The sequence below is a fragment of the Alienimonas chondri genome (genome assembly GCF_013036045.1).
GTDB classification, from domain to species: Bacteria; Planctomycetota; Planctomycetia; order Planctomycetales; family Planctomycetaceae; genus Alienimonas; species Alienimonas chondri.
The window spans coordinates 20,876-36,488 of the sequence record NZ_WTPX01000021.1 but is presented as its reverse complement, the minus strand read 5'-3'; the positions used below and the strand labels follow the sequence as shown (position 1 = coordinate 36,488).

At 67.8% G+C, this 15,613-nt stretch carries 9 protein-coding genes; 6 read left to right on the top strand and 3 right to left on the bottom strand.

Going from position 1 to position 15,613, the window contains the following annotated elements; genetic code table 11:
- Positions 1-74 precede the first annotated feature (74 nt).
- The 3 genes from LzC2_RS05200 to LzC2_RS05190 all read left to right on the top strand — a co-directional run bounded on the left by LzC2_RS05200 (position 75) and on the right by LzC2_RS05190 (position 7,012).
- Positions 75-1,136 (top strand): ThuA domain-containing protein, encoded by a 1,062-nt coding sequence (locus tag LzC2_RS05200; RefSeq protein WP_171184481.1) that lies wholly within the window; start codon positions 75-77, stop codon positions 1,134-1,136.
- A 136-nt stretch (positions 1,137-1,272) separates the two neighbouring features.
- Positions 1,273-3,990: a PVC-type heme-binding CxxCH protein gene (locus tag LzC2_RS05195; RefSeq protein ID WP_246254768.1), complete on the top strand. Its 2,718-nt coding sequence runs from the start codon at positions 1,273-1,275 to the stop codon at positions 3,988-3,990.
- A gap of 100 nt (positions 3,991-4,090) precedes the next feature.
- Positions 4,091-7,012, top strand: a complete 2,922-nt coding sequence (locus LzC2_RS05190) for an alpha/beta fold hydrolase (protein WP_171184477.1) — start codon at positions 4,091-4,093, stop codon at positions 7,010-7,012.
- Between the two features lie 218 nt (positions 7,013-7,230).
- Here the strand turns inward: LzC2_RS05190 and LzC2_RS05185 are convergent, their stop codons facing one another.
- The 3 genes from LzC2_RS05185 to LzC2_RS05175 all read right to left on the bottom strand — a co-directional run bounded on the left by LzC2_RS05185 (position 7,231) and on the right by LzC2_RS05175 (position 12,245).
- Complete coding sequence (locus tag LzC2_RS05185) at positions 7,231-8,577, bottom strand: DUF1552 domain-containing protein (RefSeq protein WP_206678564.1); 1,347 nt, start codon at positions 8,575-8,577, stop codon at positions 7,231-7,233.
- A 72-nt stretch (positions 8,578-8,649) separates the two neighbouring features.
- Complete coding sequence (locus LzC2_RS05180) at positions 8,650-11,136, bottom strand: DUF1588 domain-containing protein (protein WP_171184475.1); 2,487 nt, start codon at positions 11,134-11,136, stop codon at positions 8,650-8,652.
- A gap of 62 nt (positions 11,137-11,198) precedes the next feature.
- Entirely contained in the window at positions 11,199-12,245 is a 1,047-nt protein-coding gene (locus tag LzC2_RS05175) for a DMT family transporter (protein WP_171184473.1), read from the bottom strand.
- Positions 12,246-12,396: 151 nt separating this feature from the next.
- On the opposite strand from LzC2_RS05175, the gene LzC2_RS05170 reads away from it, so the two are divergent.
- The 3 genes from LzC2_RS05170 to LzC2_RS05160 all read left to right on the top strand — a co-directional run bounded on the left by LzC2_RS05170 (position 12,397) and on the right by LzC2_RS05160 (position 15,595).
- Positions 12,397-13,800 (top strand): sensor histidine kinase, encoded by a 1,404-nt coding sequence (locus tag LzC2_RS05170; protein WP_171184471.1) that lies wholly within the window; start codon positions 12,397-12,399, stop codon positions 13,798-13,800.
- A gap of 173 nt (positions 13,801-13,973) precedes the next feature.
- Positions 13,974-14,771 carry a phosphate signaling complex protein PhoU gene (gene phoU, locus LzC2_RS05165; RefSeq protein WP_171184469.1) on the top strand — a complete coding sequence of 266 codons (798 nt, stop codon included), beginning with the start codon at positions 13,974-13,976 and terminating at the stop codon, positions 14,769-14,771.
- A 122-nt stretch (positions 14,772-14,893) separates the two neighbouring features.
- The gene (locus tag LzC2_RS05160) at positions 14,894-15,595 is read left to right on the top strand and encodes a response regulator (RefSeq protein WP_171184467.1); all 702 of its coding nucleotides are present in this window, start codon (positions 14,894-14,896) and stop codon (positions 15,593-15,595) included.
- The last annotated feature ends 18 nt before the right edge of the window (positions 15,596-15,613 follow it).

Genomic DNA, 15,613 nt, shown 5'->3' with positions numbered 1-15,613 from the left:
GTCCGTCGACGCTGGCGTTTGGTCCGGCGATGCGTTGGGATTCTCCGATTCCATCGCGTCCCGGACGAGTCCTCATGAAGCCGCTCCCGATTCTCGCCGCCGTCCTCACGTTCGGCGTCGCCCTCACGGTTAGTTCCGCAACGACGTCCGCCGCGGACGGGCCGCTCGTTTACAAAGGCGAAGAAGGACCGGGCGCCGGCACGAAGGTCGTGCTGATCGCGGGCGACCACGAGTATCGCTCCGAAGAAACGGTCCCTGCCCTCGCCCGGATCCTCGCGAAGCGGCACGGCTTTGATTGCACGGTGCTGTTCAGCCAGAACAAAAAAGGGGAGATCGATCCGGCGGCGGACGACATCCCGGGGCTGGAGGCGCTGAAGGACGCGGACCTGATGGTCAACTTCCTGCGATTCAAAAATCTGCCGGACGATCAGATGCGGCACATCGACCTCTACCTCCGCCGCGGCGGGCCGGTCGTCGGTCTGCGGACGGCGACGCACGCCTTCAAGATGTCCGGCGACAGCGGGTACGGCCGGTACAGCTTCCAGTCGAAGGAGCAGGGCTACGAAGGCGGATTCGGGCGTCAGATCCTCGGCGAGACCTGGGCGGGGCACTACGGCAAGAACCACGTGATGAGCACCCGGCTCGATCTGAATGAGGAGCAACTCGATCACCCCATCCTGCGCGGCGTGAAGAACCCGTGGGTCGAGGCCGGCGGCTACTGGGCCGACCCGATGCCGAACAGCACGACGTTGGCCTTCGCCCAGCCGTTGCAGGGCATGACGCCGGACTCTCCGCCCGCGGAAGACAAGGAACCGGCGCCGGGGGCCTGGGTCCGGACGTACGAACTCCCCTGGGGGCCGGCCGATTCGAATCCGGGGTCTCGTCGCGTGTTCACGACAACGTACGGCGCCTCCGAGGATCTCCGCAACGACGGCTTCCGCCGCATGCTGGTCAACGCCTGCTTCTGGGCCGCGGGGCTGGAGGAGAAGATCGAACCGGACATGAACGTGTCGCTGGTCGGGCCGTATCAACCGAACACGTTCCGATTCGGCGGCCATGTGAAAGGCGTCAAACCGTCGGACATGGCCGGCTGGGACACGCCGATCCCGCCCGCCGGCGACGCGAAGACGGACTGAACCCGCGTCGATCGCACGGTCGCCAACTCCCCGGGCCGCTGCGTACACTGAACGCATCGGCGACGAGCGACGGGATCCCGTCGCTCGTCGCGTTGTTGCCCGGTTTGCCCGCTCCCGGAACTTCTTCTCAAGAATGATGATTCGTACATCCCCGCTGGCGCTGCTCGCCTGCGTACTACCCGTCTCGCTGACCTCCGCCGACGCGGCGGAGTTAGAACCAAAGGCCGACGACCATATCGCCCTGGTCGGCAACGCCCTCGCGGAGGGATTGCAGCACCACAACGAGTGGGAAGCGCTGTTGCATCAGCGGTTCGCGGACCGGGAACTGGTCGTTCGGAACCTCGCCTTCCCCGGCGACGAGCCGTTCACTCGCATCCGCACCCGCGACTTCGGCTCGCCGGACGATCACCTGACGCACGTCGAAGCGGACGTGATTCTCTATTTCTTCGGTTACAACGAATCGTTCGCCGGAGAAGAGGGTCTTGAAGACTTTAAGTCGGATATGACCCGGCTGGTCGAGGAGACGAAGACCAAGAACTACAGCGGCGACGGCGCCCCGCGGATCGTGCTGGTCTCGCCGATCGCGTTTGAGGTCACCGGCGAGCCGCACCTTCCGACCGGCAAGGCGCATAATCAACGTTTGGAAATGTACACGGACGGCCTGAAGGCCGTTGCGGAAGCGACGGACGTCGGCTTCGTCGATCTGTTCCGTCCGACGCTGCGGCTCTTCGAGCAAAGCGACGAACGGTTGACGAAGAACGGCGCCTATCTGAACGCGGCCGGGTATGCGGCGCTCGCCCCGATCCTTCAGGAAGGCCTGTTCGGCGAGGGCGGACCGAGCGAGCCGAACCCCGCGGTCATCGCGGAACTGAACGATAAAAACTTTCATTGGTGGCACCGCTATCGGGCCGTCAACGGCTATTCGATCTGGGGACCGCGCGGCAACGCGGGGTCGGACGGCACCTATAACAACCGCGACGTGATGAACCGCGAGTTGGCCATTCTCGACCAGATGAGCGCCAACCGCGACGAACGCGTCTGGGCCGTGGCCTCCGGCGAAAGCGTCCCCGACGAGGTGGACGACTCCGACACGCTGCCGTTCCTGAATCCCAAGTCGAACGTCGGCGGCGACGACGACCCGAACCGCAAACGCGGCAAGCTGGGCTCGCTCGAGTATTCCAGCGCTCAGGTGCAGCTTGAGACGTTCGATTTGGCGCCGGGTTACAAAGTCGAACTGGTCGCCTCGGAGGAGCAATTCCCCGAACTGGCGAACCCGGTGGCGTTGAACTTCGACGATAAGGGGCGGCTGTGGGTCGCCGTCATGCCGTCCTATCCGCACTGGAAGCCCAAAACGGAGCTCGACGACAAGCTGCTGATCCTGGAAGACGACGACGGCGACGGCAAAACCGACCGCTGCGTGACCTTCGCCGGCGGGTTGCATCAGCCGACCGGCTTCGAGTTCGGCATGGGCGGCGTCTATGTCGCCCAGCAGCCGGACATCCTGTTCCTCAAGGACACGGACGGCGACGACCACATCGACGTCTCCCGCGAGTTCACCGAAGGCGGCAAGGACGTTCGCGTTCGCCAGATCTCCGGCTTGGGCACCGCCGACAGCCACCACGGCATCGCCGCGTTCGAGTGGGGACCGGGCGGGAATCTCTACTTCCAGGAGGGCACCTTCAAGATGAGCCAGGTCGAAGACCCCTACGGTCTGGACCGGCTCAGCGAAGCGGGCATCTGGCGGTACAACCCCCGCACCGAAGCGGTGGACGTGCACACCTCCTTCGCCTTCGCGAACCCGTGGGGGCATGTCTTCGATAAGTGGGGACAGGAATTCATCGGCGACGCCTCCCCCGGCGAAAACTACTGGGGCACGCCGATCTCCGGTCGGATCGAATGGCCGCAGAAGCACCCCGGCGGCTCGCAGATGAACCGCGTCGTCAAGGAGATGAAACTCGACCCGAACCGCCCGTATCCGCCGTTCTTTAAGAAGCGGATCCGGCCGTCTGCGGGGATCGAACTCATCTCCAGCCGGCATTTCCCGGAGGACGTGCAGGGCGACTATCTGGTGACGAACGTCATCGGCGACCGCGCCCTGTTGCACTACGACATGCAGGAGGACGGCACCGGGTTCACCGCGACCGAGCGGCCGATGCTGATCTCCGGCGGCGACGGGAACTTCCGCCCGATCGATATGCAGTTCGCCCCGGACGGTTCGCTGTACATCGTCGACTGGCACAACGCTCTGATCGGCCACCTGCAGCACAACCTCCGCGATCCCAACCGCGATAAGTCCCACGGTCGCGTCTGGCGGGTCACCTACCCGGATCGCCCGCTGGTGAAGGCTCCCAAGATCGACGGCGAACCGATCCCGGCGCTGCTGGATCTGTTGAAAGCTCCCGAGCTGCGGACTCGCTACATGGCCCGCCGGCAGCTTGCCGCCCGGGACAGCGCCGAGGTATTAGCCGCGGTCGACGTCTGGCTGAACGCTCTCGATCCGAAGGACGAGAACTTCACCCACCACGGCCTCGAAGCCCTCTGGCAGTACCAGACTCATCAAAAGGTCAACGAGTCGCTGTTGAAGGAACTCCTGAACGCCGACGACTACCACGCTCGGGCCGCCGCGGTGCGGGTGCTGTCGTTCTGGTTGGATGAGGTCGACGCTCCGCTGGACCTGCTCGCCCCGCGGATCGCGGACGAGCATCCCCGCGTGCAGGCCGAGGCCCTCCGGGCGTTGAGCTACATGGAGGGGGACGAAGCCCTCGAACTGGCGCTCGGCGTGTTGGAGTCGAACGAAGACCCGGACACGTTCCTGAACTACACGTTGGAAGAAACGCTCCGGGCCTTGGAATAACCCGTGTAAAGAGCCTCTCCGCCCGTAACGCGGAGGCCCCGCGGGGCCTCCGCGTTATCTTTTGACACCCACGTCGCGTCACCCCGCCGCCGCCTCGCCCATGTCTCGCTGCTTATCCTTTGCCCTGCTTCTGGGCCTCGCCGCCTCCCCCGTATTTGCCCAGCATGAACACGGCGACCACGCCGATCACGCGATGCCCGGGATGGCGCCGGCAGAGAAGCCGGAGCCGCCCACGATTTTCCTCGATAAAAGTCCGCGGATCGTTGAGTTCCAGTTGAAACGGCTGGACGACGCACGGCTCTTGCTGGTCGAACGGGAGACCACCGATCCCAAGTACGCCCCGGTGTACGAGGCGATCCTCACCCGACCCGGCGTCTCCCCGAAAGAACGGGCCGCGGCGCTGGCGGGGTTGGTCGAACTGAACGGCACCGAGGCCGTGACCGAGATCTTGCGGGTCCTCGAACCGCTCGGCGAAGAGGACCGCGGCGATCGCCGGGCCGCGAGCCAATTGACGACGTTGCTGCTCCAACAGCCGGCCGCGTACGTCCCGGAGCAACTGGACGCGTTGAAGGCCGCGACCGAAGCGGAGAACCGGCCGAAGCGCATCGCCGCGTATGCCGGGCTGATCGCCGCCGGAGACTTTGAAACGGCGTGGGAACTCGCCAAGCCGACGCTCGAAAGCCAGCGGGACTGGCTCGCGGCGATCCCCCTCGTGCCGACGGCGGAGTTCCGCGGCACCCAGCGGGAGAACGTCGTGGCGCTGTTGGAGTCCACGTCGCAGCCGGTGAAGAGGGCCGCGATCGCCGCGCTCGCCTCGATCCCGACGGAGCGAGCGGACACCTTCCTGCGTCTCGCCCCGCTGCTGGGGGATGAGGCGCTGCGATCGACGGTCGTCCGCACGCTGGCGACCGTCCCCGCGGAGGACCGCGACCCGGGCGTCAGCGCGACGCTCGCCGAATCGCTGGTCGAGTTGGCGGAGAACACCCCCGCCGCCGACCGCACCACCGACGACTTCCTGAACGCGATGTCGTTGGCCGACGGGCTGTTCGCCCGGATGCCGGTGGCCGAGGCGAAGGCGCTGCGGAGCCGGCTGCGGGAAGTCGTGGTCCGGGTCGTCCGCATCAAAACCGTGGAGGAGGAGATGCGCTACGACCTCCCCTACTTCGCCGTCGAAGCCGGCCGCCCGGTGCAGGTGCTGCTGGAGAACGAAGACCTGATGCCGCACAACCTCGTCGTCACCTCACCGGGGCAGTTGCGCGACGTCGCCGCCCGCGGGATGGAAGTCGGCCCGGAGGGCGGATCGGCCGGCAACCCGTACGTCCCGGACGGTGAGGACGTGTTGTTCGCGACGGAACTGGTCGACGCCCACGCCTCCTCCCGGCTCACCTTCACCGCCCCCAGCGAACCGGGCGAGTACCCCTACGTCTGCACCTTTCCCCGCCACTGGATGCGGATGTACGGGGTGATGGTCGTCGTCCCGGACCTCGACGCCTACCTCGCGAATCCGACCGTGCCGGAAGACCCGATCGGCAACACGCGGGAGTTCGTGCAGAAGTGGACGGTCGACGATCTGTTGCCCGCCGACGGCGACCCGCTCGAACGGAAGCTCGCCGGCCGTTCGCCGGAGATCGGTCAGCGGATCTTCACCGAAGCCACCTGCGCCCAGTGCCACCGCTCCGATTCCACCGCGAGCCTCGTCGGCCCGTCGCTGGTGGGCGTGTTTGAGCGCTGGAAGGGGGACGGCAGGATCGTGCTGCGGGAGATGCTGGACCCCAGCGCCCACGTCGATCCGAAGTACGCCGTCCGCCAGCTCGTGACCTTGGAAGGCCGCGTTCTCACCGGGTTGGTGGTCGCGGAGGATGAGGAATCCGTTTCGATCCTCGAGAACCCGGAGGCGAAACAGCCGGACGTGATCAAGCGGGATGACATTCTCGACATGATCCAGTCGGACACCTCGCTCATGCCCAAGGCGCTGCTGGACCGGTTCACCGAGGACGAAATCTTCGAGTTGCTCGCCTATCTGAAGGGCTTGGAACCGAGCACGGCCGGCGCCGCGATGCGGGAAGGGGACGCCCCGGCGGCCGGCGGCGCGGCCGAGGGGATGCCGCCGAACCTGCCGGAAGGCCAGAAGCCGCAGAACTTTCGCGAGCTCAAGGCGACCCTCGCCCCGATGGGCTACGAGGTGGTGCGTCCGGCGTTGGAACCGGCGGACGGCGTCACGGTAAAGGACGGCGTGACCTTCGCGACGCGGGACACCGGCGAGCTGGCGCTCGATCTGTACCTGCCGAAAGCGACGGACGACGGCACGGCTCCGCCTCTCGTCGTGCTGATCCATGGCGGCGGCTGGAAGAAAGGCGACCGTGCCGGCGAGCGGAACAAGGGCCTATGGCTCGCCGAACGCGGCTATGCCGTGGCGTCGATCGACTATCGACTCTCCGGGACCGCGAAGTTCCCCGCGGCGATCGACGACGTGCGGGACGCGGTGAAGTTCCTGCGGTCCAATGCGGACCAGTACGGCTATGACGACGATCGCATCGCCGCGGTCGGTTTCTCCGCCGGTGCCCACCTCGCCGCGCTGTTGGCGACGATGAACCCGCCCGCCGACGAACAGATCGGCGTTGACGCCGTCTCCGCGAAGGTGCAGGCCGCCGTGGTCGTCGCCGGCCCGACGGACACCGAGGGCGAACGGGCCGTCGAGCAGTCCCGGCAACCGGGATCCAACTACCAGCTGTTCCTCGGCGGCTCGTTCGACGAAATGCCGGAGCGCTACGCCGCCGCCTCGCCGGCCCATTGGGCGACCGCGGACGCCCCGCCGATGCTGCTGATCGGGGAGAACTCGCTCGATTCGTTCGACAGCCTGCGTGACAAGCTGTCGAACCTTGACGTGACCGTGGACACCTTCGTCCTCACCGGCGGCCTGCACGGCGAATGGAACTGGGAACCGTGGTTCACGCCCACGATGGAACGCATCGACACGTTCCTGCAGAAAGCGTGGCAAAGCGGCGACGTACCGGGGCGGTAGTGCCTTCCACGGTTTACTGCAGCGGTCTGCGGAGCCCTCCGTGAGCCCGAAGCGCAAGCGAGGCGGAGCGGTTCTGAGCCTCGCTTTCGCTTCGGACGCACAGACAAACGCCACATTGATCTATCGGATGCAACAGGCGAGGCGCCCGCGAGGGCGGAGCCTAAGTGGCATCCGTGTCCCTCGCGGGCGCTTCAAGTTGGTCAAGCAGCCCCTCGAAGCTACGCCAGTTCCAGCCCGCTCTGCGTACCCGGTTCGCCGAAGAAGCGGTCGATCGCGAGGCCGTGACGGTTGGCGATCGTGGTGAACAGCTTCGGCAGCGGGGCGTTGTCGCTGCGGTCGTGAGCGAGGTGCCCGGCGTGCTTGTAGCCGCCGCCGCCCAGCAGCACGGGCATGTTGCGGTTGTCGTGGTTCGAGGCATTGCCGAGGTTCGAGGTCAGCAGCACGGTGGTGCTGTCGAGCAGGCTGCGGCCGGACTCCTTCACTTCGGACAGGCTCCGCAGGAAGTCGGCCCAGCTGGCGATCAGGGCGCCCTCGACGATCGCGAGCTGCTCCAGCTTCTTCTCGTCCTTGCCGTGGTGTGACAGGCTGTGCCAGCCGGTGTTCACCCCCGGCAATGGCGCGGTGCGGTTTGATCCGCCGATGTGGTGGGTGACGTAGCGAGTGGAGTCCGTCTCCAACGCCAGCTTGACGACCGAGGCCATCAGCGACTGTTTGGCGATGAACTCGTTCGCGTCGCGGATCTCGTCCGGCGGCTCCACGTCGACCTGCGGCTTCTTCGCTTTGGCCCAGCGTTCGTCCGCGGCCATCCGCACCTCGAGGTCGCGGACGCCGGAGAAGTACTCGTCCAGGCGGCGGCGGTCGCCGGGGCCGACCTCGCGGCTCAGGCGATTCGCGTCATCCAGCACGAGGTCCATCACGCTGCGGCCGTGGGCGGCGCGGGCGGTGTGCAGCCGGCGGACGTCGGGATCTTCTTCGAGGAACAGGTCGGCGAAGAGTTCCTCGACGCTTTCCTGAGCCGGGATCATCGCCCCGCCGTCGGTGTAGCAGGGACTGTTCGAACCGCCGCCGGACAACACCAGCGACGGGAACCGCGTCGTCGCACCGAGGTGCTTGGCGAGGTACTGATCGAGGCTGATCGTGTTCCGGCCGCGGCCGTTGCCGCCGGCGGGGTTAGCGGTCAGCAGGCTCGCTTCCGCCCGGTGGCCGCTGCGGACGCCGGGGTGCGAAACGCCGCTGAGCAGCGTGAGTTGGTCACGCAGGTCCGTCAGCGGTTCGAGATAGCGGGACGGCTTCCAATCCTTGCCGGTCTGCTCCGGATACAGGTTCTCGCCCAGCAGGCCGAGACTCAACGTGAAGGCGACGAACCGGCGGGGCGGGCCGTCCTGTTGCTCGATCTCCGGCAGCTCGGGCGCCAAGGGCGTCTCATCGAGCGGGCCGGCGACCGCGGAGGAACGGCCGTCCATCGCGGAGAGCCACGGCAGGGCCAGGCCGACCCCGGCCGCTCTCAACATGGTGCGGCGGGGCAGGGCGTCGCCGGGACGACGGGCGGGGCGAAAAGCAGGCATGCGGATGTGAACGGAAGGGGGAATGCGGGGGAGAGCGGCGAGCCGTTGGCTGGCCGCGGTCGTGTGCGGGGGCTACTTGCTGCGGAACAGCGGGCTTTGAATGCAGGCGTGCAGCAGGGAACGCGTGCCGAAGCCGTCGTCGCGGGACTTCCAGACGATGTCGTCGATCGCCCGCCGATCGGCGAAGGAGGGCGGCGCCCCGGTCGCGTAGGTCAGCAGGTGCCGGGCGAGGTTCGCCGCGAGGTCGTCCGGCTGACCGGCGGCCAGCTGTTGGAAACCGACGATGTCCTCGAACGACCGGCCGTCGGGCATGTCGTAGCTCGGGTCAATCGGCGCCCGGGGCACGATCTTCCCTTTCCGTCGGGCCATGTAGCTGTCGCGGTAGGCGCCGGCGGGATCGAAGGATTCGAGGGCGAAACCGACCGGGTCCACCTTCACATGGCAGCTCGCGCAGCTGGGATCGGCGCGGTGTTTGGCGAGCTGTTCCCGGATCGTGCGGGCGCCGCGGGTGTCCGGCTCGACGGCGGGCACGTTCTCCGGCGGCGGGGGCACGGTGATGCCGAGCAATCGCTCGGAGGCCCACACCCCCCGCAGCACCGGGCTGGTGGCGGCGCCGTCGGCGGTCAGCTTCAGGATCGCTCCCAGGGTGAGCAATCCGCCCCGGGGGCTGTCGGACGGCAGGTCCACCCGGGTGAGGCCGTCGTTTTCCTGCCGCCACGCCTCGGGCTTCTGTTCGAGCGGCAGGTCGTATTGATCGGCGAGCCGCTCGTTGACGAAGGCGAAGTCCCCGTCGACCACGTGCGTCACCGACAGGTCGTCCGCGAGCATCGTCCGCAGCAGGGCGTGCGCCTCGTCCCGCATGGAGATCTGCAGCGTGGGATCCCAGTTCGGATAGAGGTTCGTCACCTCCGTGGCGTCCAGTTCGGAGAGATCCAGCCACTCGTGGGCGAAGTCCTCGACGAACCGGTCGAGACCGTTCACACCGTAGCGGTCGTTCTCTTCGGCGGTCTGCGTCAGCAGACGTTCAGTCTGCTCCCGCAGCACGTCGTCCTTGAGGATTTCGCCGCTCTCGCCGAGCGTCGTCAATTCGGCGTCCGGCGGGGCGCCGGTGAGGAAATAGGAGAGCCGCGACGCCAGCGCCGGACCGTCCAACTCGCCCGGTTCCTCGACGTGATACAGGAATCGCGGGCTGCACAGCAGCGACCGATAGCCGGCCCGCAGCGCCTCGGTGAAGGACTTCCCGCCGGCCAGATCGTTCTGGGCCGCGGCGATGTACGGGGCGAGGGCGGCGGAATCAACGTGGCGACGGAACGCGCGATCGGCGAAGGCCCGCATTAGCGAAGCGATCGCCCCCCGTGCATTCCGCGGCTGGGGCTGGAACGAACCGGCCGGCTCGCCGCGCCCGCGGCGGGGGTTTTTGACCCAATTCACCTCCACATCGCCGAAGAGACGCTCGCGAACGCTGGCGTCGTCCAGGCCACGGTGAAAGCGGGTCAGGGTGGCATGGTGAATCCCCAGCCCGGCGACGTTCTGAGGCTGCATTTCGCCGGCTCCGACCTGTCCGCCGGGCGTCGAGCCCTGTTTGAGGCGTTGGTCGTTCGGCCGCACCTCGAACATGTGGCCCTCCGGCAGCCAAGCCTCGAAGGCGTAGGTTTTCCGCTGGTCCGTGACGAGGAACGTGCCGACGTCCGCCATCGTCGGGGCGCTGGAGGTCAACTGACCCGTCCGCACCGTGCACCACAGCCCCTCCGGCGGCGCCTTGAGGGCCTCAGCGTCGAACGTGAACCGATACCAGCCGCCGCCGTCCCTGCTGGTCGTGACCGGCAGACGGCCGACGTAGACCAACCGCGTCTGCCAAGTGACCGCCATCTCCTTGAACAGTTCCGGCTCGCGGGTGCGGCTCCGGGGATTTCTGCGGGCGAGATCCTTGGCGGACAGCTCTTTCGTCCAGGTTTCGTCAGAGGAGAGCGCGCGTGCGAACGCCTCGTCCAGCGCCGCGTCGACGACTTCGAGGTGCGCGGCCAGATCGTGATGGCTCAGACCGCCCTCGGTCACCGTGGTGAAGCCGTGATGGCGACGATCCGGCGGGAGGAGGTGCGAGAGCGGCGTGTCGATGCCCAACACGGATTGCAGCGACCGCTCCAATTGGAGAGCGGTCAACCGCCGGCCCCGCGAGCGGCCGGCCTCGGCGATCTCGCGATGCTGCTTGGCGGCGAGCCAACGGGAGACGTCCGAAAGAAATTCCCGCTTTTCGGACCGGTTCAGTTCGTCGTAATCGGGGGGCGGCATCTCGCCGTCGCGGATGCGATCGTGTACGCGATCCCACCGCCCGGCGTCTTGCAGGGTGGGGTCATCGGGCAAAGAAGAGAGTTCGAACCCGCCCTCGGCGCTGCCGTTCGCGTGGCAGTCGCCGCAGTTCGCTTCCAGATAGGCGCGAACCTCCGCGGGGGCGGGCGTCTCGTCCGCGGCCTGACCGACGGCGGCGCTGCACAGCGCCGCCACGACAGCGAGGAGCGAGACCGGCGCAAACCGGCGAACGGAGGAGCCTATCAGGGCCACGGGAGAACAGGTTGTGAGGCGGGGGCTGCGGGGCGACGCCGAGGGACGGCGCATCCATCAGTTTACACCGTTTCAACCGCCTCCGCAAAGGTTTCTTCACGCGGTCGCCCACTCAGCCTCGCCCTGATGGACCGCGGCCGACGCAATCCCAGCAGCGCCAAACCGGCGATCGTCAGGGCCGTGCCGGTCAGCAGCCAGAGGGTCGGCGGCTCGCGGAACCAGACCACGCCGACCACCCCCGCCATCGCCGCTTGCGAGGCGTTCAACAGGTTCGATCGGACGACCGGAATCCGTTGCAGAGCCGCGGCGATGCAGAAGAACGCGACGACGTTCGCCGTCCCCGCGAGCAACAGCGGCAGGCGGGCCTCGGGCGGCGTGGAGGTCAGCGGGATCTCTCCGGTCTTCAGCAGCAGGAACGCGCTGAGGCTGAGGAAGCCGGCGAGACTCAGCGGGGCGAGCGTTCCCGCCACGCCCACGCCCTGAGCCGTGTTCCCGCGAATGACCACGCCCATCACCCCATAGGCGCACCCGGCCGCCAGCGCGGTGGCCACGGCGAACGCGACGGCGGCCGGGTCGGCGTTCGCTCCCGCGACGGCCTGGGCGATCACCGCGTCCGCCGCATCCGGCGCCGCCATGCCCAGCGACGCGGTCGCCGCGATCAGCAGGACGATCGACGCTCCCTGCCGCAGCCCCACCGGTTCGCCCAGCACGAACCGACCCAATGCGGCGCCGCTCAGGATGATCCCCGTAAAGGTCACGGGCACCGTGAGGGCCAGCCCCAGCACGCCCAGCGCTTCCTGGAACATCAGGTTCCCGCCCAACTGAGCCAGCACGCCCGCCGCCATCAGTCGCGGCCAGACGGCGAAGGAGGGCAACGCTTTCCGCCCCCGCAGGGCTCGCACCGCGACGATCGCCCACGCCGCGGTGGCGACCGGCGCCGATTTGCACAGCGTGACCCACAGCGACCAGGCGAAGTCGTCCGGCCGGCTCACGTCCCGCAGGGCGGAGTTCGCCACCGTGTAGCCGACGGCGCTGCACAGCCCCAGCGCCGTGCCGACCCGCACCGCGCGGCCTGGGGCGTCGTCGGCGGTCGGGGGGAGAGTCGACAAGCGACGCACGATAGGCACGACCGGAGGAACTGCGAGCGACTCCGCGGCCGAACCGGGAGTGAACCGTGAAGACTTCGGGGTGGGGTTGCGGTCGCGGACCGCCGTGAGGACAAGACCGGCTCCGCTCCGCGTTCCCTTCGCGAACCTCTCAGTGTCCGATTCGACCCCGCCGCGCCCGCTCGCGGCGGAATGGCCGGCGCTGCTGCCCTGGCTGGCGCCGGTGGCCGTGGGGATCGCGGGGCTGACGTCGAGTTCGGCGGGACTGCGGCTCACGGCCGGGGCGGCGCTGCTGATCGGGGCGGCAATCGCCGCCTGGATGCAGATCGCGGGGCGGGCGCGACGGGACCGGGAACTGGCGGACCTGGCGAACGACCTGCGTCGCGGCACGGCCCCGCCGTTGCCCCTGCTGGATCCGAGCGAACCGGAGCCGGATCTGCGGGCCGCGGTGCGAGCCGTGTTCGAGCGGAAGAACCAGCTGGACGCCGCGCTGTTCGAACTGACCGAGGACCGCGACCGGCTGTTCGCCGCGTTGGAAGGGATGAGCGAGGGCGTGCTGGCCGTCGACCGCGACGAGCGATTGCTGCTGGTGAACCGTGCCGCCGCCGCTCTGCTGCGGCTCCCCCGCGGCGATTTGAAGGGGCGGCCGGTGTGGGAGGTGGTGCGTCGCAGCGCCGTCACCGATGCCTGCGAAACGGTGTTGAGCGGGGAGGGCCGTTATGACGCGGAGTTCGAGGTCGAACACGCGACGCTCGCGCTGCGCGCTGATCCGTTGCCTGGCGTCGCCGCTCTCAAAGGCGCCGCGGGCGTGGTGCTGCAGATCCGCGACGTAACGGAACTGCGTCGGCTCGAATCGGTCCGCCGGGACTTCGTCTCGAACGTCTCCCATGAACTTAAGACGCCGATCGCCGCGATCAGCGCGCTCGCGGAGACGTTGCTGGACGGCCCGCTCGAAGGGCCGCCGATCGCGCGACGGTTCCTCGCGGATATCGAAGGCCACGCCGACCGCCTGCACGATCTGGTGGTGGACGTGATCCGGCTGGCCCGGGTAGAGAGCGGGCGAGACGTGTTCGACGTCCGCCGCCTGCCGGTCGGGCCGGTCGTGGAGGACGTCCTGCGAGGATTGCGGGCCGCCGCGACGAAGGCGGAGGTGCGTCTCTCCGCCGTTCCGCCGCCGCAACCGGCGTACGTTCGGGCCGATGCGGACGCCCTCGCGACCGTGTTGGACAACCTGCTGACCAATGCCCTCCGCCATACCCCGCCGGGGGGCCGGGTCACGGTCGACTGGAATTCCGACGCCGGTTCCGAAGTCGGGGAGGACGGCCCGACCGTGAAGCTCCGGGTGATCGACACCGGCGAAGGCATCCCCGCGGAGCACCTGGGCCGCGTCTTTCAGCGCTTCCATCGCGTCGATCCGGCCCGCAGCCGCGAGAAAGGCGGCACCGGTTTGGGGCTGGCGATCGTCAAGCAGATGCTCGCCGTGTTCGACGGATCGGTCGCCGTCGAGAGCGTCGTCGGCGAAGGCGCGACCTTTACAGTGACTTTACCGTCCGCATGACGCGGGGGTTCCCCGTGGCGAGAACGACTGCGGCGGAAAGTGCACCCTTGGAGGGGTCTCCTTCCTGGAATCTTCTCCAAAGACTGATCGAACTTGTATGATGCACGGATGACGGGGGCGTAGGATGCCCCTCCGCCCGCGGCGGATCACAATTGCCTGTTCGGAACCATTCGATGTCGCTCTCTCTTAGTCGGGATATGGAGGAGACCCACCGGGACATCCTCACGATGTGCGCTTTGACCGAAGAGTTGGTCGGCGCCGCGGTGGACGGTCTCGGCGGGGCAGCCCATGACCTCGCGTCCGAATTGAAAGCCGCGGACAAGCGCGTCGATTGGTACGACGTGCAGGTTGAAGAGCGTTGCCTGCGGGTGCTGGCGTTGCACGCCCCGGTCGCGGAAGACCTGCGACGGGTCGTCAGCGTCCTGCGGATTGCGAAGGAATTGGAACGCGTCGCGGATCTCGGCGTGCACATTGCGGAGCGGGCCGACCACGCCGCCGCCGCGGTCCGCGCCGCCCGTGAGGCCGGCGAATCGAATCCGGTCGGTTTGGGCGACCTGCCCGCCCTCAAACGCGTCCGGCAGGCGGCCCGCGTGGCGTTGGACATGCTGCGTCGCAGCATCGACGCTTACGTGGACCTCGACCCCGCCAAGGCCCGCAAGGTGTGCGTCGACGACGACATCGTCGACGGGTTGAACCGGGAGACCCTCAACGAAGTGACCGATTTGATGCGGGAGAACCCCGCCGCGGTCGAAGCCGCCGTCGGGCTGTTCAGCGTCTCCCGGCACATCGAGCGGATCGCCGACCACGCCACGAACATCGCGAAGGACGCGATCTACCTGGTCGAAGGACAGATCGTTCGGCACAGCAAGCGCTTCCCGGACCGCCGCGCCGGCGAGACCGCCGAGGAACGCTTCGGCCCAGTCGACGTCGACGTCCCCCATCCCAAACCGGACCTCGTCGGCGTTTCCTGAGTCGCCCGTTTATTACCAGGCCCGTCTCCTGACCGGATCGTCCGGGCGGCGGCGTCGCAAGATTCTCCGAACCTTCACGGATTCTTCGCGCTCCGGCCGCATCGGTCGTTCAAGCTGGGAAGATGCCCCGCAGGACCATTCTGATCGTCGAGGACGAACGCAGCCTCGCCGAAGTGCTCGCCTATAACTTGGAGTCGGAAGGCCATGAGGTGCACGTCGCCCGCGACGGCCGCGACGGGCTGTCGAAAGCGAAGGCGCTGCTGCCGGACCTCGTGGTTCTCGACCTGATGCTCCCGGTGATGGACGGGCTGGCCGTTTGTCGCGAACTTCGCAGCGACGCCCGCACCAAAGGCGTTCGCGTGCTGATGCTGACGGCGAAGGGGGAGGAGGTGGACGAGTTGGTCGGCTTCCACATGGGCGCCGACGACTATGTCACCAAACCGTTCAAGATGAAGCCGTTGGTGGCCCGCGTGCGGAGCCTGCTCCGCCGTCCCGACGCGGAAGAAGCCGAGGCCGAGAAGGTCACCGGCGCCGGGATCGAGGTCGACCGCGAACGGCACACCGCGCTGGCCGCCGGGGAGGATCTGAACCTCACGCCGACGGAGTTCCGGTTGCTGTGGACCCTGATGCGTCAGCCCGGGCGCCCGTTCAGTCGGCATGAATTGATGGACGCCAGCCGCGGCGGCGACGCCAACGCACTGGAACGCACGATCGACGTGCACGTCCGCAGCCTGCGGCAGAAGCTCGGCGAGCGGGCCGAGACGGTCGAAACCGTCCGCGGCGTCGGCTACCGGTTCAACGAAAGCGCCGTCTCCGACGCCTGACCGTCGCGATCGGCGCGA

Excerpts from the sequence above, each read along its gene's own strand:
- LzC2_RS05185 (WP_206678564.1), bottom strand. The coding sequence starts at position 8,577 with ATGCCTGCTTTTCGCCCCGCCCGTCGTCCCGGCGACGCCCTGCCCCGC.
- LzC2_RS05200 (WP_171184481.1), top strand. The coding sequence starts at position 75 with ATGAAGCCGCTCCCGATTCTCGCCGCCGTCCTCACGTTCGGCGTCGCC.
- LzC2_RS05195 (WP_246254768.1), top strand. The coding sequence starts at position 1,273 with ATGATTCGTACATCCCCGCTGGCGCTGCTCGCCTGCGTACTACCCGTC.
- LzC2_RS05190 (WP_171184477.1), top strand. The coding sequence starts at position 4,091 with ATGTCTCGCTGCTTATCCTTTGCCCTGCTTCTGGGCCTCGCCGCCTCC.
- LzC2_RS05160 (WP_171184467.1), top strand. The coding sequence starts at position 14,894 with ATGCCCCGCAGGACCATTCTGATCGTCGAGGACGAACGCAGCCTCGCC.
- phoU (WP_171184469.1), top strand. The coding sequence starts at position 13,974 with ATGTCGCTCTCTCTTAGTCGGGATATGGAGGAGACCCACCGGGACATC.